This window comes from Nocardia ninae NBRC 108245 (assembly GCF_007990755.1).
In the GTDB taxonomy this organism is placed as follows: Bacteria; Actinomycetota; Actinomycetes; order Mycobacteriales; family Mycobacteriaceae; genus Nocardia; species Nocardia ninae.
Window position 1 is genome coordinate 1 of sequence record NZ_BJXA01000079.1, and the last position, 20,827, is coordinate 20,827.

At 68.2% G+C, this 20,827-nt stretch carries 19 protein-coding genes; 5 read left to right on the plus strand and 14 right to left on the minus strand.

The window, feature by feature from the left end; genetic code table 11:
- From NN4_RS45425 to NN4_RS36525, 6 genes are all read right to left on the minus strand, one after another.
- A partial coding sequence (locus tag NN4_RS45425) for an NAD(P)/FAD-dependent oxidoreductase (RefSeq protein ID WP_186818804.1) occupies positions 1-1,167 on the minus strand: 1,167 nt, incomplete at its 3' end.
- Positions 1,164-1,478, minus strand: a complete 315-nt coding sequence (locus tag NN4_RS45430) for a (2Fe-2S)-binding protein (protein ID WP_186818805.1) — start codon at positions 1,476-1,478, stop codon at positions 1,164-1,166. The genes NN4_RS45425 and NN4_RS45430, both read right to left, overlap by 4 nt.
- The gene (locus tag NN4_RS45435) at positions 1,475-2,692 is read right to left on the minus strand and encodes an NAD(P)/FAD-dependent oxidoreductase (protein WP_186818806.1); all 1,218 of its coding nucleotides are present in this window, start codon (positions 2,690-2,692) and stop codon (positions 1,475-1,477) included. Before NN4_RS45435 ends, NN4_RS45430 begins: the two co-directional genes overlap by 4 nt.
- Entirely contained in the window at positions 2,689-4,161 is a 1,473-nt protein-coding gene (locus NN4_RS36515; protein ID WP_147140745.1) for an aldehyde dehydrogenase (NADP(+)), read from the minus strand. The genes NN4_RS45435 and NN4_RS36515 overlap by 4 nt, the downstream gene beginning before the upstream one ends.
- 46 nt (positions 4,162-4,207) lie before the next feature.
- On the minus strand, positions 4,208-5,119 hold the full coding sequence (locus tag NN4_RS36520) for a dihydrodipicolinate synthase family protein (RefSeq protein ID WP_147140747.1): 912 nt from the start codon (positions 5,117-5,119) through the stop codon (positions 4,208-4,210).
- Between the two features lie 257 nt (positions 5,120-5,376).
- Complete coding sequence (locus NN4_RS36525) at positions 5,377-6,876, minus strand: alpha/beta fold hydrolase (RefSeq protein ID WP_246181276.1); 1,500 nt, start codon at positions 6,874-6,876, stop codon at positions 5,377-5,379.
- A gap of 239 nt (positions 6,877-7,115) precedes the next feature.
- On the opposite strand from NN4_RS36525, the gene NN4_RS36530 reads away from it, so the two are divergent.
- Both NN4_RS36530 and NN4_RS36535 read left to right on the plus strand, forming a co-directional pair.
- On the plus strand, positions 7,116-7,799 hold the full coding sequence (locus tag NN4_RS36530; RefSeq protein ID WP_147140791.1) for a response regulator transcription factor: 684 nt from the start codon (positions 7,116-7,118) through the stop codon (positions 7,797-7,799).
- Complete coding sequence (locus tag NN4_RS36535) at positions 7,799-9,121, plus strand: HAMP domain-containing sensor histidine kinase (protein WP_147140749.1); 1,323 nt, start codon at positions 7,799-7,801, stop codon at positions 9,119-9,121. The genes NN4_RS36530 and NN4_RS36535 overlap by 1 nt, the downstream gene beginning before the upstream one ends.
- Before the next feature lie 2 nt (positions 9,122-9,123).
- Here NN4_RS36535 and NN4_RS36540 read toward each other — a convergent pair whose 3' ends face one another.
- Both NN4_RS36540 and NN4_RS36545 read right to left on the minus strand, forming a co-directional pair.
- Complete coding sequence (locus NN4_RS36540) at positions 9,124-9,951, minus strand: SAM-dependent methyltransferase (protein WP_246181277.1); 828 nt, start codon at positions 9,949-9,951, stop codon at positions 9,124-9,126.
- 66 nt (positions 9,952-10,017) lie between these two features.
- Positions 10,018-10,989: a hypothetical protein gene (locus NN4_RS36545; protein ID WP_246181278.1), complete on the minus strand. Its 972-nt coding sequence runs from the start codon at positions 10,987-10,989 to the stop codon at positions 10,018-10,020.
- Between the two features lie 635 nt (positions 10,990-11,624).
- Between NN4_RS36545 and NN4_RS36550 the strand changes: the two genes are divergently transcribed.
- On the plus strand, positions 11,625-12,440 hold the full coding sequence (locus NN4_RS36550; protein ID WP_246181279.1) for an alpha/beta hydrolase: 816 nt from the start codon (positions 11,625-11,627) through the stop codon (positions 12,438-12,440).
- A gap of 61 nt (positions 12,441-12,501) precedes the next feature.
- On the opposite strand, the gene NN4_RS36555 is transcribed toward NN4_RS36550, so the two are convergent.
- Positions 12,502-12,753, minus strand: coding sequence for a hypothetical protein (locus tag NN4_RS36555; protein ID WP_147140756.1), 252 nt, complete (start codon positions 12,751-12,753; stop codon positions 12,502-12,504).
- Between the two features lie 9 nt (positions 12,754-12,762).
- Positions 12,763-14,184: a S8 family serine peptidase gene (locus tag NN4_RS36560; RefSeq protein ID WP_246181280.1), complete on the minus strand. Its 1,422-nt coding sequence runs from the start codon at positions 14,182-14,184 to the stop codon at positions 12,763-12,765.
- 358 nt (positions 14,185-14,542) lie between these two features.
- On the opposite strand from NN4_RS36560, the gene NN4_RS36565 reads away from it, so the two are divergent.
- Positions 14,543-15,004 carry a hypothetical protein gene (locus NN4_RS36565; protein WP_147140758.1) on the plus strand — a complete coding sequence of 154 codons (462 nt, stop codon included), beginning with the start codon at positions 14,543-14,545 and terminating at the stop codon, positions 15,002-15,004.
- 47 nt (positions 15,005-15,051) lie between these two features.
- Here the strand turns inward: NN4_RS36565 and gnd are convergent, their stop codons facing one another.
- On the minus strand, positions 15,052-16,506 hold the full coding sequence (gene gnd / locus NN4_RS36570; RefSeq protein WP_147140761.1) for an NADP-dependent phosphogluconate dehydrogenase: 1,455 nt from the start codon (positions 16,504-16,506) through the stop codon (positions 15,052-15,054).
- 272 nt (positions 16,507-16,778) lie between these two features.
- Here gnd and NN4_RS36575 point away from each other — a divergent pair, with 272 nt between their 5' ends.
- Positions 16,779-17,738 carry a purine-nucleoside phosphorylase gene (locus NN4_RS36575; protein ID WP_147140762.1) on the plus strand — a complete coding sequence of 320 codons (960 nt, stop codon included), beginning with the start codon at positions 16,779-16,781 and terminating at the stop codon, positions 17,736-17,738.
- Between the two features lie 34 nt (positions 17,739-17,772).
- Here NN4_RS36575 and NN4_RS36580 read toward each other — a convergent pair whose 3' ends face one another.
- From NN4_RS36580 to NN4_RS36590, 3 genes are read right to left on the minus strand one after another with little or no spacing between them, the layout of a single operon-like run.
- Positions 17,773-18,612 (minus strand): siderophore-interacting protein, encoded by an 840-nt coding sequence (locus NN4_RS36580; RefSeq protein WP_308633347.1) that lies wholly within the window; start codon positions 18,610-18,612, stop codon positions 17,773-17,775.
- The gene (entS, locus tag NN4_RS36585) at positions 18,609-19,838 is read right to left on the minus strand and encodes an enterobactin transporter EntS (RefSeq protein WP_147140764.1); all 1,230 of its coding nucleotides are present in this window, start codon (positions 19,836-19,838) and stop codon (positions 18,609-18,611) included. The genes NN4_RS36580 and entS overlap by 4 nt, the downstream gene beginning before the upstream one ends.
- Complete coding sequence (locus tag NN4_RS36590; RefSeq protein WP_246181281.1) at positions 19,835-20,818, minus strand: ABC transporter substrate-binding protein; 984 nt, start codon at positions 20,816-20,818, stop codon at positions 19,835-19,837. The genes entS and NN4_RS36590 overlap by 4 nt, the downstream gene beginning before the upstream one ends.
- Positions 20,819-20,827: the final 9 nt, after the last annotated feature.

The window sequence follows — 20,827 nt, forward strand, 5'->3', positions numbered from 1 at the left end:
GGTGGTGCCCTCGCACCGGCAGATGACGGTGTCGGGCCGGGTCCAGGTGAGCACACCGGGCCGGATCGGGTGCGCGGCCGCGAGGCGGGTCACGAATTGCCCGGCCGTGCGGTGCCGCGCCAGCAGCGCACGGTCCGCGGTGCCGCCCGCTGCGGCCAGGCCCGCGACGGTCCCCTCGACAGCGGCGACCTGGGAGCCGCCGATGCCGGTGATTTCCCCTGCGGCCCAGACGCATTCAGCGCTGGTCTGTTGCTTGTCGTCGACGTATACGAAGCCGTTCTCGGTCAGTCGCGCCCCTGCCGCGACCGCGAGCTCGTGCTGCGGGGTGAATCCGTGCGAGACCGCGACCGCGTCCACCGCAATGGTGCGGTGGCTACCCGGGATCGGCGTCCAATTCGCGTCGAGCCGGGCCACGGTGGCCTCTTCCGCTCGGCCGTCGCCCGCCACCGCGACGACCGCCTGCGCGGTGCGCAACGGAATCCGATGCCGCACACCGCATGCCACGTACTCGAACAGTTCCAGGGTCTTGCCCGCACTGTGCCGCAGCTGCCAAGGACGGGTGGCCCAGTGTCGCAGGATCGTGCGGGCCGGGTTGGCTTCCAACACTGCCCGCACCTCAGCCCCGTTCTCGGCCAGCGACTGTGCGACCGGAAGCAGGAACGGGCCGGTGCCGGACACCAATACGGACCGGCCGACCAGGAGGCGCTGTGTCTTCGCGAGCGTCTGTGCGGCACCGGCGGTGTAGACACCGGGCAGGTCCCAGCCGGGGAACGGGCACGCCCGGTCGTAGGCGCCGGTGGCGAGCACCAGCGCGTCGCCGCGGACTACCCGGTGCACCCGCCGGTCGCCCTCGGCGCCGATCAGCAATCGTACTGCGGGACAACCGCCTTCGGGGTGGCGCTCGATCTGATAGACGGCGGCCGTAGGAAGGTACTCGCAGCGCGGATGCTCGATCAGCAGGCGTGCGCGGCGTGCGGCCGCCGCGTATCCGTGCCCGATGTCGAGCGGTTGCCGGATACCGTATGCGGCCGGGATGCGCCGGTTGTACTGGCCACCCAAGGCCTCGTTCGAGTCGATCAGGGTTACCGTCGCGCCGTGCCGCAGCGCGGATTCGGCGGCCGCGGTGCCTGCCGGACCACCGCCGATCACCACCACATGTCTGGTCACTGAGCGTTTCCTGTCAGTCGGGACTGGGTGGTGACGACGTCGCCGTCCCGGGCGGGCCGCCGGCACAGCCGAACATCGGGAACATCGTTGACGGTGGCGACGCAGTCGAAACACACACCGATTCCGCAGAACACACCGCGTGGGCCGCCGGTGGGCGCGGTGCGCCAGTGCGTGCGGCCGTCGGCCAGCAGCACCGTGGCGAGGGTCTGACCGTGCACGCCCGGCACCGGGGTGCCGTCGACGGTGACCGTCAGCGGTCGATCGGCGCGGCCGACGGGATCGGCCTCCGGTCGAATCAGATGTGGGCTCATCGGGATACCTGCTCCGGTGTGGTGATGACGGCGGGCCGGTCGACGGCGAAGGCCGCGAGGTCGATCTCGCCGGGATGGCCCGCCAGCGCGGCGGAAATGAGTTGGGCGGTACCGACCGACAGGCCGATGCCCGCGCCCTCGTGCCCGGTCGCGTGCCACAGGCCGGGAAGTCGCGGATCAGGGCCGATGACCGGGAGGTGGTCGTCCACGTAGGGACGGAAACCGCCGTACGCCCGCATGATCGCGACGTCGGCCAGGATCGGATACAGCCGCAACGCCTTTCGCGCGATGGCGGCCAGGCTGTCGGGGCGCAGCCGGTCGTCGAAACCGCACTGGCGGCGCGACGAGCCGAGCAGCAGCGGGCCACCCCTGGTCGACTCGACAACGGCCGACGATTGCAGGGCCGCGTCCGAACTGCCCACGGCGCCTACATAATCCGCGTCGTAGACCTTGTGGAACACCGTCGGCGGCATGGGCGCGGTGATGAGCACGTCGCCTCGGCGCGGCTTGATCGCGATCGGCGCGCCGAGCAGCTCGGACACCACGCCGGACCACGGGCCTGCCGCGTTGATCACGATGTCCGCGTGGCGTGGACCACGGGTGGTCGCTACGCCGATCAGTCGGCCGTCGCGGCAAAGCGCGGCGGTGACCTCGCAACGGGTCTCGACGATCGCGCCTCCCGCGATCGCCGCGCCGAGCAGTGCGGTCGCGGCACCCGCCGGTTGTACCTGCGCGTCCTCGGGGTAGTACACGGCCGCGCACACGTCGCGGGTGAGTGCGGGCTCGGCCGCGGCCAGCTGAGCCGCGTCCAGGTGCTCGCACTGCACCCCAGCACTGCGCTGGCTTCGGGCGAACACGGTCAGCGCCGTGGCACCCGCGTCGGTGGTGGCAACGACGATGCCGCCCTTGGGTTCCCATTCGACGGCCGCCGCGTCGCGCGGTAGCCGCTCGGCGATCCGCGCGAGCACGGTGGGCCACAGTCGCCGGGACAGTTGGGCGAGCGCCAGTTCGGGACCCGGTCCCTTGTCCGAGACGAGCACATTGCCTTCGCCGTGCGCGGTGGTGCCCGAGGCGACCCCGCCCCGCTCGCAGACGCGGACCGAGGCACCGGCGAGGGTGAGCTGGTCCGCGAGTGCGCACCCGATCATGCCGCCGCCGATGATCAGGACGTCTGTTCCCCGTGGGGGAGTGGCGCGGGGCGGGGCTGCCGTCATTGTGCGCGTGCTCCGTTCACCGAGCGCGGCACGGAAAGCGGGTTGTCCGTGCGCAATTCGAGTGGCAGCAGATCCTCGGGCACCGACTGGTAGGTCACCGGCCGGAGGAAACGGGAGATCGCCGCGGTACCCACCGAGGTCGCCGTGGGTGCCGTCGTCGCCGGGTAGGGCCCGCCGTGCTGCTGCGCGTAGGTCACCGAGAGTCCGGTGGGCCAGCTGTTCCACAGCACCCGCCCGGCCGCCCCGACGGCGGCGGCGGTGAGCGCGCGGGTGGTGTCGTCGACCTGGTCGCCGAAGATGGAGACGGTCAGCTGGCCGTCCATCGAGCGAGCCAGTTCGAGCAGTTCGGCGGTGTTCCGGTAGCTGACGAGAAGTGTTGCCGGGCCGAACATCTCGTGCATCAGCGCATCGCGATCGGCGAGCACCGTGCGTGCGGTGGTGGCGAGCAGCAGTGCCTCGCCCGGCCCGCCGCCGGCGAGCAGTTCCACGTTCGGGTGCGCGCGTACCTGCGCGACGGCGCGCGTGAAACCCGCGGCGATGTCCTCGTTGAGCATGTCTCCGGTCGGTACCGGGTTGCTCCGGATCAGCGCGGCCAGCTCGCTGAAAACCGGTGCCTCCTCGGGGATGGCGACCAGTCCGGGCTTGGTGCAGAGCTGACCGGCGCTGGCGCTCACCGCGGTGAGCAGTCCCGCCGCGATCTCCGTCGCCCGCGTCCGCGCGGCCGCCTCGGTGACGAAGACCGGGTTGATGGAACCGAGTTCTCCGTAGAACGGGATCGGCACCGGACGGCGGGAAGCCAGGTCGTACAGCGCCCGTCCGCCCGCGGTGGAGCCGGTGAACGCCGCGGCGGCGATCGCCGGATGGGTCAGCGCCTGCACTCCGGCGTCCCGACCGAAGACGAGTCCGAATGTGCCACTCGGAGCGCCATATTCGGCAAGCGTTGCATCGACCAGGCGGCCCACCGTGCGGGACAATGCGGGATGCCCTGGACTGGCTTTGACGATCACCGGGCACCCCGCCGCGAGCGCCGACGCGGTATCGCCGCCCGCGACGGAGAAGGCGAACGGGAAGTTGCTCGCCGCGAAGTTGACCACCGGGCCCAGTGCGATATTCATCCGCCGCAGGTCCGGTCGCGGCGCACCCATCGGCCATTCGGCGTCCGCGGTGTCGATGCGCACGTCGAGGAAGTCGCCGTCGAGCACCAGCTGCGCGAACAGGCGCAGCTGGAAACTGGTGCGCCGCAGCTCACCGGCCAGCCTAGGTTCGGACAGGTGCGTCTCCCGCATCGCCAAGGGGATCAGCTCGGCGGCCTGCGCGTCGAGCCGGTCGGCGACGCCGCGCAACACCCCGGCCCGGTCGGTCAGCGTCATGGCCGCCCAGGGTCCCGCCGCCGCTGCCGCCGCGGTGGCAAGGGCATCGACCTCGTCGGCGGTGGTGTCGCGAACGGATTCGACCGCGCTTTCGGTCATCGCTAGCTCCTCGTCTTTCGTCTGCACCCGATGATCTACCGACTGCTTACCGGTAGCCCTTGGCGAGCACGTCACGGGTGTCCTCGGTGAGCTTGGCGATCAGCTCGGGCGCCAGCGGAACCCGCGGCGGGCGGCACTTGCCGCCTTGCCGTCCGGCCAGGTCCATCGACAGCTTGATCGCGTGCACGAACTGCGGCTTCGAGTCCCAGCGCAGCAGCTTGTGCAGCTCGCGGTACAGCGGAAGCGCCTTGTCCAGATCCCGGCTGACCGAGGCGTTGTACAGCTCGACCGTGGCCCGGGGGATGGCGTTCGGGTAGCCCGCGACCCAGCCGACCGCGCCGGCGATGCCGAGCTCGAGCAGTACGTCGTCCGAGCCGACGAGCACATCGAGTTCGGGTGCGAGTTCCTTGATCTCGTAGAAGCGCCGCACGTCGCCGGTGAACTCCTTGACCGCGACGATCAGGCCCTCGCCGTGCAGTTCGGCCAGGATGTCGGGGGTCAGGTCGATGCGCGTGTCGAACGGGTTGTTGTACGCCACGATCGGCAGGCCGACCGCGGCCACTGTGCGGTAGTGATCCAGCACCGAGTCGCGCCCGCCGCGATAGGTGTTGGGCGGCAACAACATCACGGCGTGTGCCCCGGCTTCGGCGGCCTGCTCGGCCCACTTGCGGGCTTGCAGCGCCCCGTAGGCGGCGATGCCCGGCATCACCGTGAAGCCGTCCGGTGCGGCCGCGACGGCCGTGGTCACCACCCTGGCCCGCTCCTCGTCGTCGAGGGTCTGGTACTCGCCGAGCGACCCGTTCGGGCTCACCCCGTGGCAGCCGTTGGCGGCCAGCCACTGCACGTGCTGCGCGTAGGCGTCGTAGTCGACCGAGTAATCCTCAGCGAACGGCAGGGTCGTCGCGACCAGGATCCCGTGCCAGGGCTTGGTCCCGGCTGAGGTGATCGGTTCGGACATGGGAAGCCTCCATCTGCGCGAATGTCCGGCCCGGGAAACCAGACCGAATGTCATGTGACGTGTGACATTGCACAAGGTAACGGAGTGACGGTGATCACGCAAGAGGTGGGGAGTGACTGGGGACACGGGGGTGGATATGGGTGGAAGTTCTTGTAGCCCAGCTCCTTCCGTCCACTGGTGAGACGACCGACGGTGCGGCTGATCGATTCGCGATCAGCCGCACCGTGTCAGAGCTGGGTGTTTGTTCGAGTGCTCGATTACTTCGGCACGGGGGTGACGGCGATCGGCGGGATGGCGTCCACACAGGAGGTCGGGCCCGGGGTGCCGGTGCGGACGAAGCGGTTGACGATGCCTGCGATGCAGCCGGTGGGCTCCAGGTCGGGCACGTGACCGGTGTTGGGGACCGACAGGAAGGTCGCCTGCGGGAACCCGGCCGCTACGCGCCGGCCGTTCGCGTCGGGGGTGATGGCGTCGAGGTCGCCGGACAGCACCAGCACCGGAACATTCGGCAGCGCTTCGCGTGCGTGCACCGGTTGCGGGCGGGTGAACGCGGGCCACCGGATGCAGGCGTCGCCACCGTCACGTTGTCCGGCGCTGAAGCCCGCGGCGCTGAAGGCGCCGACGCCGTCGGGGCCCGCCGCGGCGAGACCCTCGCGGTATTGCCGCTCGCGCTCGGGCAGGGCCGACTCGCGTGACCAGAGGTTGGGGTAGTCGTTGCAGGCGACGGTGATGTAGAGATCGATGCTCTCTGCGGTCGGCTCGGCGGCGGCACGTTCGGCCCACTGCCGCAGCGCGGTGTCGTCGCCGCTCGCCGCCGTGTGCAGCGCGGCGGGCAGCATGCCGAGCAGGGTCGGTTGCTGCGGATCGGCACCGACGCCGGTGGTCGCTACCTCGAAGGCGAGGGTGGCGAGCTTGCTTTCGCTGAGCTGCAAGGGATTCGGGCCGGTGATCGACAGGGGAGCGCTGGCCAGTCGTTGTGCCACCGTGCGCAGGTCGGCGACGGCGGTCGCGCCGTCACAGGCTCGGCTTCGGTCGCAGATGCGTTGTAGCGCAAGCGATACCGCTTCCGCGTTGGGTCGCGACAGCAGGTCGAAGTAGGGCGGGTAGGCGCCGGACAGCACGATGGATTGCACATGATCGGGATGGCGTTCGGCATAGACCGGCATCAGGTAGGTGCCGTAGGAAATGCCGTACAGCACCAGCTTCGGGATCCCGAGCCGGGCGCGCACGGCGTCGAAGTCATCGGCCGTCGCCGCCGAGGTGTATCCCGCCGCACGTGCGCCGAGCTGTTCGCCGCACGTCGCCACCGTCTGCTGCTGGTATTCGCGGGTGCCGAGCTCGTATCCGGCTTCGTCGGCGCCGCAGTCCACCGGGCTGGACAGACCGGTGCCGCGCGGGTCGATGAGCAGCAGGTCGTGATCGTCGAGCAGCTGCGCGGCCAGTTGGGTGGCCTGCGCGGCGTGCGAGATCAGCGGTACTCCGGGGCCGCCCGGATTCGGCGTGACGGTGCCTGCGGCGGGCACGTCCAGGTTGCTACGCCGGATCAACGCGTAACTCACTGCGACAGTGCCCATTTCGGGCCGATCGGTGACCAGCGGCCGTGACTCCACGCCGCACTGGACCTGATGCCCGGGCACCGTCGGGCACCAGTCGGGACCGGGCGGCGGTGCGCTGTCGCTGCCGCATCCGGTGACCAGCGTCGCGGCGGCCAGCACGGCCAGCAAGCCCGCGAGCGACCGCATTCCCTTGCGCATCATCGAAATTCCCTTCGTTGGAGCATCTCCCGTATTCAGCGGAGTCGAGAGGAATCCTGCGTGGCAGACGTCAACGCTCAGCGAGGCCCGCGACAAAATCACGTAAGAATCCACCCGACCGAACGGTGCGGGAATTCTGGTCACTCGGCGGAGGGTGATGGCGGTCACGAAGGGGGGTGCTGGATCCGTTGGATTCGCTACTTACCAGCAACAATGTCAGCGTGACCAGATCGAGCTCGCCAGTGCCTGCCGCGTCCGTGCTCGTCGTCGAGGACGACCCGCATGTGCGCAGCACGCTGGACCAGTTGCTTCGCTTCGAGGGATACCGCGTCCATCTGGCCGCAGACGGGCAGCAAGCGCTGGAGATGCTCGAGCAGATACAGCCGGATCTGGCTGTGGTCGATGTGGTGATGCCGCGGTTGGACGGGTTGTCGCTGTGCAGGCTGCTGCGCCGCCGCGGTGACCGGCTGCCGATCCTGGTGCTCACCGCGCGGCATCAGGTCGGTGATCGGGTGGCCGGGCTGGACGCGGGCGCGGACGACTACCTGGCCAAACCGTTCGCGACCGATGAACTGCTGGCCAGGCTGCGGGCGCTGCTGCGCCGCAGCACCCTGGACGAGGACGCCACAGTGCTTTCGGTCGCCGATCTGACGTTGCATCCGGCGACGCGCGAAGTTTTTCGCGGGCAGCGGCCGATCGAGCTGACCAAGACCGAGTTCGACGTGCTGGAGCTGCTGCTGCGCAACGCGCGAATCGTGTTGTCCCGCAGCCGGATCTACGAGCACATCTGGGGTTTCGACTTCGACACCGAGTCCCGCTCGCTCGATGTGTACATCGGCTATTTGCGGCGCAAGACCGAGCAGAACGGCGAACCGCGGTTGATCCACACCGTCCGCAATGTCGGCTACGCCGTGCGGCCCGCTTGATGTTGCGCGCCAGGATCACCCTCGTCGTCATCGTGGCCGTGGTGGCCGCGATCGTCGTCACTCTCGCAACGTCCTACCGCGGGGTCTCCGAGCTGGTCGCCGAGCAGATCGACCGCAGCCTCAACGACCGCGCCGACGCCGTGCTCGCGGTGTTGCCCGCCGTGTTGCCCGAGCGGTCCGACACCATCGAGCAACTGCTGTCGGCCGACGGCGCCGCACACCCGCTGATACCGGGGCACGTGTCGCTGCCGGTCGCCGAGGCCGACCGCGCGGTCGCCAGAACCGGCAGCGGCACCGCCGAGTACAACATCGAGTTGGACGGGCTGCCCTACGGCATCCTCACCAAGCCGCGCCCCGGCGGCGGCGCGGTGATGGTGGCGCAGCGGTACCAGGAACCAGAGCGCATCGATAACGAATTCCTTTGGCGCACCGGCGGTATCACCGCCATCGCGGTGGCGCTGTCGGCGCTGCTGAGCTGGCTGGCCATCGGCCGCATCCTGCGGCCGGTCCGGCGGCTGCTCGCCGCGACCGAGCAGATCAGCTCCACCCAGGACCTGTCGGTGCCGCTGCCACCCACCGGCCGAGACGAAATCGGCAGGCTCACCGGCTCTTTCGACGCCATGCTGGGCGCGCTACGCCGCTCCCGGGCCCAGCAGCAGCGGCTGGTCCAGGACGCCAGCCACGAGCTGCGGACCCCGCTGACCTCGATTCGCGGCAGCGCCGAATTGCTGCAACGGGCTCGGGGCCGACTCGACCACGACGACGAGACCCAGGTGCTCGATACCTTGGTCAAGGAGTCCGCGGCGCTCGACGCATTGGTCGCCGAGCTGGTCGAACTCGCCACCGACCAGCACACCGCCGAAGACGCCACCGAGGTGGACCTGCCCACGCTGGCCGAGGACTGCGCGCAACGTTTCCGGCATCGCAGCGGGCGCGCCATCACTGTCACCGCGGACGATCCCGCCCCCGTGCTGGCGCGGCCGCGGGCACTGGCGCGGTGTGTGGACAACCTGCTCAGCAACGCGATCAAGTTCAGCCCGCCGGACACCCCGGTCGAGGTGCACATCCAGCACACCGAGTTGACGGTGCGCGACCACGGACCGGGCATCGCCGCCGACGACACCACCGCGATCTTCGATCGGTTCTATCGCGCCGCGAACACCCAGGGCACACCGGGTTCCGGGCTCGGCCTCGCCATCGTCGGAGATATCGTCGCCGCGCATCACGGCACCGTTTTCGCCGAGCCCGGTCCCGGTGCGCGCATCGGTTTCCGGCTCCCGCCGATCCAGCCGCCCAGCGCGCACCGCCGCCGTCGGAGCTGAGGTCAGTCTTTGCGGCCGATGCCGCCGTAGATCACCAGCCGGGTGGCGGGCAGGCGGTCGTCGAGCCATTCCTGCACCGGCGCCACACCCGGTTCGATCAGCTCGAACCCGTCGAAGAACCGCGCAGTCTGCTCCCGAGATCGGTAGACGACCTGGGAGGGCGTGGCGTTGGTGTCCTCCTGCGACTGGCCGATGAAGTCCGGATGGGTCTCGTTGGAGCCGTGGGTGATCGCGAGATAGCTGCCCGGCGCCATCACCTCACGGAACGCGGCGACGATCCCGGCCGGGTTCTCGTCGTCCATCACGTAATGCAGCACGCCGATGATCAACACGGCGACCGGTTGGTCGAAGTCGATCCCGGCTTCGAGCTGCAGCCGATCGATGATCGTCGCCGGTCTGCGGATGTCGGCCTGCAACGCCGTCACGCCGGGCGCCTGGCCCAGCAGCGCGTCGCAATGCGCGTGCACGACCGGGTCGTTGTCGACGTAGGCCACCCGAATCGAGGAATCGATCTTGCCGGCCACCTCGTGCACGCTGGGGGAGGTCGGAATGCCCGCGCCGAGGTCGATGAACTGGCGGACACCGGATTCGGCGGCCAGCTCGACGGCCTTCACCAAGAACTGCCGGATGTACCGGGCCAGTGTTCTGGTGTCGGGGGCGATGGCGAGCATGCGTTGCGCGACCTCGCGGTCGATGTCGTAGTTGTCCTTGCCGCCGAGTAGGTAGTCATAGATCCGGGCCGAGCTCGGCACCTTCGGGTTGAGTCCTGGTGCTCGGTCTATGTCAGACAAGGTTTCCTCCCGATCCTCGACCATAATCGTAGCGATCATCACTGGATGGTGCGTCTGGACGTGGTTCGACCGGCGTCGATGCGGGCCGGGTAGCGCGCTCGCGAATTACTCACTCGCCGTTAGTGTATTGGCTCGTGCCATCAGGTCGTCGGCCACCGCCCGTGGTCGGCGGCCGAGACCGCAGGCGGTAGCCACACCGTCGACCGGCCGGCCGAGTGCCTGCTCGATGAGCTGCAATGTCTGCCGCTGCTGCGCCTCGGTCGGCAGGTCGTGCACCAGGCCGGCATAGAAGGCGGTGCCCTCGCGCAGCGTCAGCTTGCCTAGGGGCGCATAGAATTTCGGCTCGGCGGACGGTGGTTTGTCGCCCGCCGCGAACGGTCCGTGGATGTACTCCAGGGTCCGGTCCGCGGGCCAATGCCGGACGACCGAGTTGGCCAGATCGACCAGCGGCCGGGCGGTGCGCAGGGTGGCCCTGGCCTTGTTGTTCAGGCTGCCGAGACACAGGTGTACGCCGATGCGGGTGCCCGGCGGTGCCGCCGCCGCCAGTTCGGCGATGCCTTTGCCCAGGCCGAGCGCACCGTCGACCAGTCGGTGCAGTGGCTGGGTCTTGGCCATCAGCACCAGCTCCGCGGTGGCTTCGAGCTGGATGACGACGTCGTCACCGGCCAGTGCGCGGATCGCGACGATGTCGCGCACCGTCGCGTCGGTGAAGGCCTTTTTGTTCTGCAGCAGACCCGAAACGCCCATCGCGATGAACGCCATGGTGAAATCGGTCGGCATACCGATCTGTAGCGCGAGGCCGGGCAAATCCCTTGCCGCGCGCAGCGATGCGAATATCGGTACCGCTTCCTCGGCCTCGCGGCGATATCCGAGATCCATCATGTCGCCGGTGAGCTTCTTGCCGCCTGCGGCGCGATAAATAGTGCGGTTCCGGCTGGTGTTCCACTGGCCGAGTTTCTTCGACTCCAAAGCGCCTTGCGTGACCAGATCTTCGATGATCGGGCGGATGTAGAACTCGTAGCGTCGTGTCTCGCCGGTGGGCAGTGTCCGTAGTCGCGATCCTGTGCTGTCGAGCATTGCTCTCATCGCTTCATCAGTGCTCTCAGCCGGAAAACTTCCTACGAAGTGCACCGCTCGCGTACCCATGGGGCGGATACTAGACCGACGGTTTGCTGTGCGCGCTCCACGATACGAGTCGTTGCCCTTCCGTTACGACCTACGCTGGGACGGCCGCGCAGGCGGTCCGCATTACCACATGGTCGCTGCGAAACCTGCTGCCGGGGGCCAGCATTCGCCGAGTCATGGTGGACACGTCGTCGGCGCACGCTGCGGAGACGGTTCGGTGGCGCGGTTTACCAAGTGGGGCAATGTATCTCCGTCGGTGTGGCCGACAGTGGGGGATCTCCCCCTGATTTCGGTGATAGGTATTGCGCATGGATCAGTTCGCGGGTTAGCCTCCGGGTTGATGACTCAACAATGGGTGCCACAATGGTTACCCTCGTGTATCTCCGAGGGGAGAGCGTCGCGTGCGGGCTTCGATCTGGTTATTTGTCGTATCAACAATCCTGTGTCTCACGCCGGGCATCGCCCGTGCTGATCACCCTGCGTTATCCGAAAACTGCACCGCGATTTCCTTTCCGGTGCCACCCACCGGAAATCTAGCCGCCGACTTGTGTATGCCGGCCACGCCGACGGACATCATCATGGTGTTGATGCCGGGCTCCAATTACAACCATACTTACTGGGATTTCCCTTACGCCCCTGCGACTTATAACTTCCGGCGCGCGATGAATGCCGCCGGGTACGCGACGCTGGTGGTCGATCGTTTCGGCAACGGAAACAGCACTCGGCCGCCGAGCGCGTCGCTGACCGCGACCGGTTCGGTGCAGGCCTTGCACCAGCTCGTCGGCGCGGTCCGGCAGGGGCTGCCCGGTGTGCAGCCGTTCCGGAAGGTCATCACCGGCGGGCATTCGCTCAGCTCCGGTGTCGCGGTCATCGAGGCCAGCACCTACCACGACGTCGACGGTGTGCTGCTGACCGGGTTTTCGCACAGTCTGAACATGGCCGGGACGCTCAGCGTGGTCGGCACCTACTATCCGGCGGCGCAGGATCCGCGCTTTGCCGGGCAGGGCTACGACCCGGGCTACCTGACCACGCGGCCCGGCACGCGTGCCTTCGATTTCTACGGCGAGGGTAATTACGATCCCGCGGTGCTCGCGACCGACGAGGCGACCAAAGAAGTGTTCTCACTGACGGAGTATCCCGACGGACTGACCTCCACCCTGCCGCCGACAACGAACTTCATCGACGTACCGGTGCTGGTCGTCAACGGAAGTGCGGATCGGTTGTGCCTGAACACATGTGCCGACAACGCCGCTCTGGCCGCCGGTGAGGCACCGTATTTCAGCCCCGCCGCGAAGTTGCGTACCTACGTGCTGCCCGGTAGCGGGCATTCGGTGAATCTGGCCCGCAATACCGCCGAATATCAAGCTGCAGTCAAGGATTGGATGTCTTCGATGTTCAAGTGACGGGCTGGTCGGCCACGAACCGTGCGTGCGGGTTCGTGGCCGGCGAACCGCCCAGCGCCCCTCACGCGCTGGGCTCGGCGCCCGATCCGTTGCCCGGCTCGATGCGCGGGTCGGCGAAAATTTGGATATCGGGTCCATAGGTATTCACCCGAGCCGCCGCCGCATCGGTCACCCGCAGGGCGTACAGCCCGGCCTCGGGATCCACCGGGACCAGACCGAAGGCGATATCGACGTCGTCGACGGTGAGCTTCAGCTCGCGCAGCGCGGCGGTCAGGGTCGCCTCCCGGGGGAGCCGAATCGTGAGCAACGGCATGCCCCTACGTTACGCGCGGGACGTGGTTCGTTTCAGTTCCGCGAGGATCGCGGCCGCGTCGACGACGCCGTAGCCATAGTCGTAGTTGTAACCCCCGGCCTGCGCGGCCGCGGTCCGCTGCACCAGGGCCCGCAGCTGGGCGGGCGGCAACTCGGTCGACGACCATTCGGTGCGGATGGCCGCGACCAGACCCGCCGCGACCGGGCACGCCGCGGAGGTGCCGGTGTCCGGGTCGGTCGCGCCGAAGGCCGTCGACCCGAGGAAGTGGGTATAGGCGCAGACGTCCGGCTTGCGTGCGGTCAACCGGCCCGGCCCCTGGGACGAGTAGCCCACCCGCTGGCCTGCGGTGTCGACACCGCCGATGGACAGGACACTCGGATGCGAGTTGGCCCCGCCGATCGGCTTGTCCTTGTACGCGCAGCGGCCGTCCGGGCAGTCCCGCCCGCAGTTGCCCGCGGCGAAAAGGATGTCGGCGCCCGCGGTTTCGAGCGAGCCGACGATCACGTTGAACGGGTGGGATGGATTGTCGGAGTAGTTACCCGGCTGCCCGACCGGAAAATCCCAGCTGGGGGAGAACGAACCCCAACTGTTGCTGATCACCAGGGCGCGCGATGCGGCAGGCTGGTCGGTGAGCACCGTGCGCAGGTGGGCGTAGGCGGCCAGCGCGTCCGACAGCAGCCCCTCCATCACCGTGCCGCCCGGTCGCCTGCTGCGCAGCACCGGAATGTCGATCAGCGCGGCCTTCGGTGCGCCGATCAGCGCGTCGAATGCGCACATCGTGCCGTGGTCGACGGGGAACTCGCCCGCAGTTCCGCTGACTCCCGGCGGGTTCCAGCTGCGCGCCTTGTCGATCGTCACCGGCCCGCCGCGCACCTGCTTGACCCGTGCGGCATTGATGCCGGTGTCGACGATGGCCAGCGCCACCGACTTACCGTCCAAGCCCGCGGCCGTCAGATCGCCGTGATGCAGCAGAGTTTCGACATCGTGCCAGTTGCCGACGGCGGGCGTGTCACCACAGGTGAGATTGGTCTGAATGGCGGGATCGGCGAATACTCCGGTGACGCCACGCGAGGCAGACAATTGCGACAAACTTTCCGCGAGGGCGTCGTCGTCGATCACCCCGCGCACCACCACCGACGCATTGTCCGGTTGCAGTGCATAACTCAACTGATCGGATTCGGTCACGGCGGCAACACTTTTCGGTATCGCAACGGGCGCGAAGGAATCATCGAGCTCGATGCCGCGCAGATGCCCGGCAATGTCGGCGGAGGCGACCGGAACCGCGCGATCGGCCACTGCGGTAATCAGATCGACGGAAGGGCGAAGCTGAATAAGTACGCGCATGCCCGACATAATGCCGCCCTCCGGCCCGAAGTTCGCGTCGGCCACGCCACATACGGCCGAACTCGACACGTCTGTCCGGGCCGCCACGGCGAGAACCGCAAGCTGCCAGCAATTTCTCCGAACAGGGTGTCATATATCACAATACGCCGACCGCTGCGCCCGGCGGCGCCCCTGATCCGAACCCTAGGGGGCGCGGGTGAGTGGTGCCGAAGCGAACGTCTCGCATCGTTTCCGCTAGTCATAGCCAGAAAGGCTGTGGTGCAAACATATTGACGTCTTGGCGGCTGGGAAACCCTCTGCTAGTGCGTCTTTCGACGCTGGGGCACTGTCACGCCACCTTGACGATCGCTAGTCTCGAAGGGGTCGCCCGCCGCCGCTGGATCCTATCGGCCGGAGCGGCAACCAAGTTCGACCAGTGCATCTCGATATTTGATGGGACGGTTTGATGAAATCACGAACACTCTCGGGCTTATCGGTAATCGCCGCTATCTCGGGTATCACGGCAACGATGGTCGGTGCCCCCGCCGCCTTCGCCGCGCCGCCCGCGTCGTCGGACAAACTGTGCACCATGTCCTACCCGGTCCCGGCGGGCGACTTCACCACTCCGGCATCCAGCGATGTATTCGCGATCTCCAGTAACGGCACGCTCGATCTGAAGCTCCAGACGAATGCGGGAACGGATAACGCCTACGAACAGAAATTCTCCGTGGTCTGGGCGAATATCGACACCGGCAAGAGTGGCGTGGCGGATACCTCCGCCGTGGTGAAAGGCCCGGAGAACGTCCTGTCCATCCCCGCGGTCGAGACGAAACCCGGCCGACTTGCGTTGACCCTCAGCGTGTTCAACCACGGCGAGGGCCAGAACTACACCAACGGCGAATGCAGCGTCGAGTTCCAGGCGCAGTAACCGAACGGCCCGGCCGATAGTCGGCCGGGCCACTCCGGGGTGAGGCTTCAGTCGGCCTTGATCTCGCTGCGGTCGCCGCTCCACAGCGTGTGGTACTTGCCCGGCAGGTCGATCCGCTCGTAGGTGTGCGCGCCGAAGTAATCACGCTGGGCCTGGGTGAGGGCGGCCGGGAGGCGCTCGGCGCGCAGGCCGTCGTAGTACGCGAGCGACGAGGCGAAGGCGGGCACCGGGATGCCGAGCTGGACGGCGGCCGAGACCACGCGGCGCCAGCTGTCGATCGCGTTCTCGATGGCCGCCTGGAAGAACGGGTCCAGGATCAGGCTCGGCAACTGCGCGTTGGTGTCGTAGGCATCCTTGATGCGGTTCAGGAAGCGGGCGCGGATGATGCAGCCGCCGCGCCAGATGGTGGCGAGGTCGCCGGGGCGCAGGTTCCAGTCGTATTCGGTGCTCGCCGCGGCGATCTGATCGAAGCCCTGGGCGTAGGCGACCACCTTGGACGCGTACAGCGCGCGCTCGATGTCCTTGGTGAACTGCTCGACGTCGGTGGGCTTGTCGGCGAGCCGGCCCGAAGCGAGCCCGACGGCGGCGCGGCGCTGGCCGGTCGCCCCGGACAGGGCGCGGGCGAACACCGCTTCGGCGATACCGGTCACCGGGACGCCGAGATCCAGGGCGGCCTTGACGGTCCAGCGGCCGGTGCCCTTCTGCTCGGCCGCGTCGAGGATGACGTCCACGAGCGGCTTGCCGGTCTTCGCATCGACCTGCTCGAGCACCTCGGCGGTGATCTCGACGAGGTAGCTCTCCAGCTCGCCCTGGTTCCAGCCGGTGAACACGTCGGCGATCTGCTTGGCGTCGAAGCCCAGCGCGTCGCGCAACAGGTGGTAGGCCTCGCCGATGAGCTGCATGTCGGCGTACTCGATGCCGTTGTGCACCATCTTCACGAAGTGACCCGAGCCGTCCGGCCCGATGTGCGTGCAGCACGGGGTGCCGTCGACCTGCGCGGCGATCGACTCCAGCAGCGGGCCGAGCACCTCGTAGGACTCCTTCGGCCCGCCCGGCATGATGGCCGGACCGTTCAGCGCGCCTTCCTCGCCGCCGGAGATGCCGGCGCCGACGAAGTGCAGGCCGCGCTCGCGCAGCGACTTCTCCCGGCGGATGGTGTCGGTGAACAGGGCGTTGCCGCCGTCGATGATGATGTCGCCCTCGTCCATGGCGGCGGCGAGTTCCTCGATCACCGCGTCGGTCGGATCGCCGGCCTTGACCATGATGAGCACCCGGCGCGGCTGCTGCAGCGCGCCGACGAACTCCTCGATCGTCTCGGTGCGGACGAAATCGCCCTCGTCGCCGTGCGCCGCGAGCAGCGCGTCGGTCTTGGCGATGCTGCGATTGTGCAGTGCGACGGTGTGTCCGTGCCGGGCGAAGTTGCGCGCGATATTGCTTCCCATCACCGCGAGGCCGGTGACCCCGATGTGGGCGCGTGCGTTCGATCCCGCCGAAGACGTCATGCTGAAGGGCCTTTCACTCGGCGCGGACCCGGCCGCGCTCCACTGACTTCTCGACTTGTGAGCGTGCTGCTGATCGCCCTGGCAAGCGGTGCGCACCGGAGCCGCAGGTAGCCGGTCCGGTGGTTCCGCTTGTGTCGCAAGAGAACCTGCCGTCCAACCTACATGGGTGCCCCGGCGGGCTCGTCGGGTCGGCCCCGGTTCGAGTGCCTCGGCGTTCGTGCAGGTCACGGTCGCAGCGCGGCGTGCAAGGGGCCTTGGCATAGGATCACCGGGTGCCCCTACGTCGCTGGATAGTCGCGTTGACGGTGTTCACCACGGTCGCCATGACCGCGGGCTGTGGCGACGGGGGAAAATCCGCCGCGGACCCGGTCGAGGTCGGCGTGCTGGTCATCACGATGTTCGATCCGGAGACCGAACCATGGTTGCAACGGGAGTCGTTGCCGATCACCGTCGACGTGCCGACCGCGTATAAACCGGTGCACTGCAACGCCGACGGACTGTGCGTCGCCGAGACCGGGCAGGGCAAGTCCAATGCCGCGGCCACCATGATGGCCCTGCTGGACAGCCCGAAACTCGACTTCACGAAGGCCCACTTCCTCACCGTCGGTACCGCGGGTGCGCCGCCGGACCAGGTCACCCTCGGCTCGGCGACCTGGGCCCGCTGGGTGGTCGACTTCGACCTGGGCAACCACCTCGTGCCCGCCGAGGCGCCGAGCCTGCCGCACGGCTACCGCCCCGTGGAGAGCTACAACACCGCCGCCTACCGGCTGAACGACAAGCTGGTCGACACCGCCTTCGGCCTGACCGAGCACGCCACGCTGGCCGACAGCCCCGAGGCCGCCGCCGAACGCGCGCTGTTCGGCCAGCCCGACCGCAAGCCGTCGGTGACCAAGTGCGACACCATGACCGGCGACGACTGGTTCTCCGGCAAGGAACTCTCCGACACCGCCCGGCACATCATGGGTGTGCGCACCAACGGCCAGGGCAGCTACTGCACCACGCAGATGGAGGACAACGCGACGGCCGCCGTCCTGGACCGGCACGGCTACCTCGACCGTTACCTGACCCTGCGCACCGTCAGCAACTTCGACCAGCCCTACCCCGGCCAAACCGTGCTCGATCACCTCGAACAGCAGTCCGCGGGCTTTCGCCTCTCGCTGGACAACGGCTACACCCTCGGCCGCACCGTGGTGGATTACCTCCTGAAGAACCCATACCAGCCCGCCCGCTGAGGCATCGCTGCCCGAGGGGCGCAGACCACCTTCCTTATTCGTCTCGGTCGTAATCGGCGATGCCGCGCTTCCAATACCCGGCGATCAGGTAGTCCTTCGCAGCGATGCCGAGGTCGTTGCGCACCCAGCGGCGCAGGGGCTTCAACACGCCCGACTCAGCGGCCAGCCACGCGTAAACCCGTTCTCCGGCAGGCACTTCGATACTGCGGACGGCCTTTTCGAAGGCGTCGCCGGTGCCGGGTTCGGCGTCGCCGCGATGCACCCAGCGCACGTCGACAGCGGCGGGCGCATCGAGGGGAATCTCCTCCTCGGATCCGCGCACCTCGATGACCGCCCACCCGGATGCCGTGCGCGGCAACCATTCCAGCCAGCGAGCGATGGCGGGCAGGGCGGTGATGTCACCGGCGAACAGATACTTGTCGTAGGTCTTCGGCACAACTTCACCGCCGGGCGGGCCCGCGATGTGAATCCTGGTGCCCGGCTGCACCTGCAACGCCCACTCCGAGGCGAGACCGCCGGGGTGAATGGCGAAGTCGATATCGAGTTCGCGGTCCTCGGCGCTGAAGCGGCGGACCGTGTATTCGCGCGATACCGGTCGTGGCGAGCCCCATTGCAGGGAGAGCCCGTCTCTGCGGGGCAGCAGCAGCACACCCTGCTCGTCCGGAAAGATCAGGCGCACATGCTCATCCGGCACGTAGCTGTGGAATCCGGCGAGATCCTCGCCGCCGAAGGTGATGCGCAGCAGGCCGGCGCCGACCTTTTCGGTGCGGATCACCTCCACATCGCACAATCCGATCGGGTATCCGACTTTGGCCCCGTGCTCACTCGACAGCACCTCGACGATGCGTTCGGCGTAGGCGGCACGATCCATCATGGCTTCTCCTTTCTCAACAGCGGCGCGGCGGCCAGCGACACCAACGCGACCAGTACCAATACGGATAGCCCGTAGGCCACGAGAGCGGTTCCAGGCGTGAAGAATTGGCCGACGACCCCGGCCACCATGGAGCCGATGGCGGCACCGGTGACGGACTGCACCATGAGCAGGCCCGAGATGCGGCCGCGCAGCTCCTCGGGAGCGTCCCGCTGCAGAATCGCGTAGCGCAGCACCATGTTCAACGCACGGGCCATGCCGAATCCGGCCAGGCCGAGGAATACCAGCGCGGCGTGCGGCGCGAGCCCGGCGACGATGACTCCGATCGGCATGAGCGCCAACGAGATCAGCAGGGCGAGGCCCGGACGGCGATTGCGGCCGATCCACCCGCTGGTGAGCGAGCCGAGTACCGCGCCGGCGCCGGGTGCGGCATAGAGCAGGCCGAGAGCGGTCTCCCCCACACCGAGTTCGTCCTCGGCCAAGGCGGGCAGCAATACCAGCGGACCGCTCACCATCATGGCGATGGTGCCGGTCAGCAGGGCCGCACGAATGACCTTGTGCCGGGCCGCGAACGCGATGCCGACGGCCAGCTCACGCAGCGGATGCGCGATCTCTCGCACGGGCGGCGGCTGTGGCCCGATGGACCGGATGAGTCCGACGGTGGCCGCAGTCGCGCCCGCACAGAGGAAGAACGGCAGCGCCACACCGGTTTTCGCGATCAGCAAGCCGGCGATGGCTGGGGCGATCATGGTGCCCAGGTCGGTGGTGAGCGAGGTCAGCGCACCGGCGGCCGCCACCTTGTCCCGTCCCACCAGCATGGGGACGAGCGCCATGAGCGCCGATCCGCTGACCCCGCCGGCCAGGCCGTCGACCACGCCCGCGGCGTAGACGACGACCAGCGACGGATGCGGCAGCAGCGCGTTCACACCGAGCACGAGAAACCCGAGACCGGCCGCGCTGCGCGACCATTGGATGACGTCGCGCCGGTCGAACCGGTCCGCGATCACCCCGCCCGCCAGACTCCCGGCGAACAGGGCGATCGCGGTGACCGTGGTGACGCCGGCGACCTGCAGGGTCGATCCGGTGGCCTGGTAGACCTGCACGGGCAGGGCCACCATGAGCAGTCCGATACCGAGCACCGAGATCAACCGGGCCGCGAAAGCGTTGCGGAATTCCCGGCTGGCGCGCAGGGGCGAGGTATCGATCAGCAGGCCGCCGAGGAGTGTCACTTGAAGCGCTCCGCCAACAGGTCGAGGGTGGCCATGGCGCTGCGGTAATCCGGACGCTGGCTGGTGGTCGGCAGTTCGTAGACCTGGCCTGCCCGGAACGCAGGCAGTTGGGCCAGCATCGGGTCTTCCTTCAGCTGGGCGATGTTGCGGCCGCCGTCGAGCGTGACCACGAACAGCACCGGTGCGTCGACGACGGTGCTCAGCAGTTCGGGGCTGAAGCTCACCCAGTCGCCGGCCGCGGGCCGGGGCGGGTTGCCTGCCTTCGCCTCGACCTGGTCGTCCATGGTGATGCCGACCGAGGACAGCAGTGCGGCCAGCGGGGTGTTGGGGGCGACCAGGGTGGGCTTGTTGTCCTTGCGGGACTGCATCACCGCGGTCGCGCCCTGCGGCACCTTGATACCGGCCTTCACCTTCGCGACCTTGTCGTTGTACGAGGTGATCAGGCTGTCCACCTTCGCGGACTGGTTCACGATGTCGGCCACCGACTTCAACTGGTCCTGCCAGTTGGTGATGTTGGACGGCACCAGCGCGGTCGGGGCGATAGTGGTGAGCTTGTCGTAGTCGTTGATCGACTGCTGGCCCGGGTAGCCCGGGCCGCCACCGATGATCAGGTCCGGCTGCTGGGCGGCGATGAACTCCAGGTTCATGGCGTCGCCGGACGGCACCGCCTCGGTGCCCTGTTGCTTGGCGTCCGCGGCCCAGGCCGGGGGGAACTCACCGGGCTTCAGCGTGACGCCCAGGGCGCGCGGATCCGCCGCCTTCACCTTCGCGCCGAGATCGTAGAGGTATCCGGCGAGCGCGCCGTTCACGACTACGATCCGCTGCGGATCGGCGGGCACGGTGACGACGCCCTTCGCGGTTTCCACCTGGCGGGTGCCGGACTTGCTCGACTCGTCGGAGGTCGAGTTTCCGCAGCCTGCCAGCACCGCGACCAGCGCGAGGATGAGTAGAGCTGCGGCGGCACGAACGCGTGCCGTCATTCGGTGAAG

What these genes read in the sequence shown, in the direction of transcription:
- NN4_RS45430 (WP_186818805.1), bottom strand. Translation starts at nt 1,478, where the DNA reads ATGAGCCCACATCTGATTCGACCGGAGGCCGATCCCGTCGGCCGCGCC.
- NN4_RS45435 (WP_186818806.1), bottom strand. Translation starts at nt 2,692, where the DNA reads ATGACGGCAGCCCCGCCCCGCGCCACTCCCCCACGGGGAACAGACGTC.
- NN4_RS36515 (WP_147140745.1), bottom strand. Translation starts at nt 4,161, where the DNA reads ATGACCGAAAGCGCGGTCGAATCCGTTCGCGACACCACCGCCGACGAG.
- NN4_RS36520 (WP_147140747.1), bottom strand. Translation starts at nt 5,119, where the DNA reads ATGTCCGAACCGATCACCTCAGCCGGGACCAAGCCCTGGCACGGGATC.
- NN4_RS36525 (WP_246181276.1), bottom strand. Translation starts at nt 6,876, where the DNA reads ATGATGCGCAAGGGAATGCGGTCGCTCGCGGGCTTGCTGGCCGTGCTG.
- NN4_RS36535 (WP_147140749.1), top strand. Translation starts at nt 7,799, where the DNA reads ATGTTGCGCGCCAGGATCACCCTCGTCGTCATCGTGGCCGTGGTGGCC.
- NN4_RS36540 (WP_246181277.1), bottom strand. Translation starts at nt 9,951, where the DNA reads ATGATCGCTACGATTATGGTCGAGGATCGGGAGGAAACCTTGTCTGAC.
- NN4_RS36545 (WP_246181278.1), bottom strand. Translation starts at nt 10,989, where the DNA reads ATGCTCGACAGCACAGGATCGCGACTACGGACACTGCCCACCGGCGAG.
- NN4_RS36550 (WP_246181279.1), top strand. Translation starts at nt 11,625, where the DNA reads ATGCCGGGCTCCAATTACAACCATACTTACTGGGATTTCCCTTACGCC.
- NN4_RS36555 (WP_147140756.1), bottom strand. Translation starts at nt 12,753, where the DNA reads ATGCCGTTGCTCACGATTCGGCTCCCCCGGGAGGCGACCCTGACCGCC.
- NN4_RS36565 (WP_147140758.1), top strand. Translation starts at nt 14,543, where the DNA reads ATGAAATCACGAACACTCTCGGGCTTATCGGTAATCGCCGCTATCTCG.
- gnd (WP_147140761.1), bottom strand. Translation starts at nt 16,506, where the DNA reads ATGACGTCTTCGGCGGGATCGAACGCACGCGCCCACATCGGGGTCACC.
- NN4_RS36580 (WP_308633347.1), bottom strand. Translation starts at nt 18,612, where the DNA reads ATGATGGATCGTGCCGCCTACGCCGAACGCATCGTCGAGGTGCTGTCG.
- NN4_RS36590 (WP_246181281.1), bottom strand. Translation starts at nt 20,818, where the DNA reads ATGACGGCACGCGTTCGTGCCGCCGCAGCTCTACTCATCCTCGCGCTG.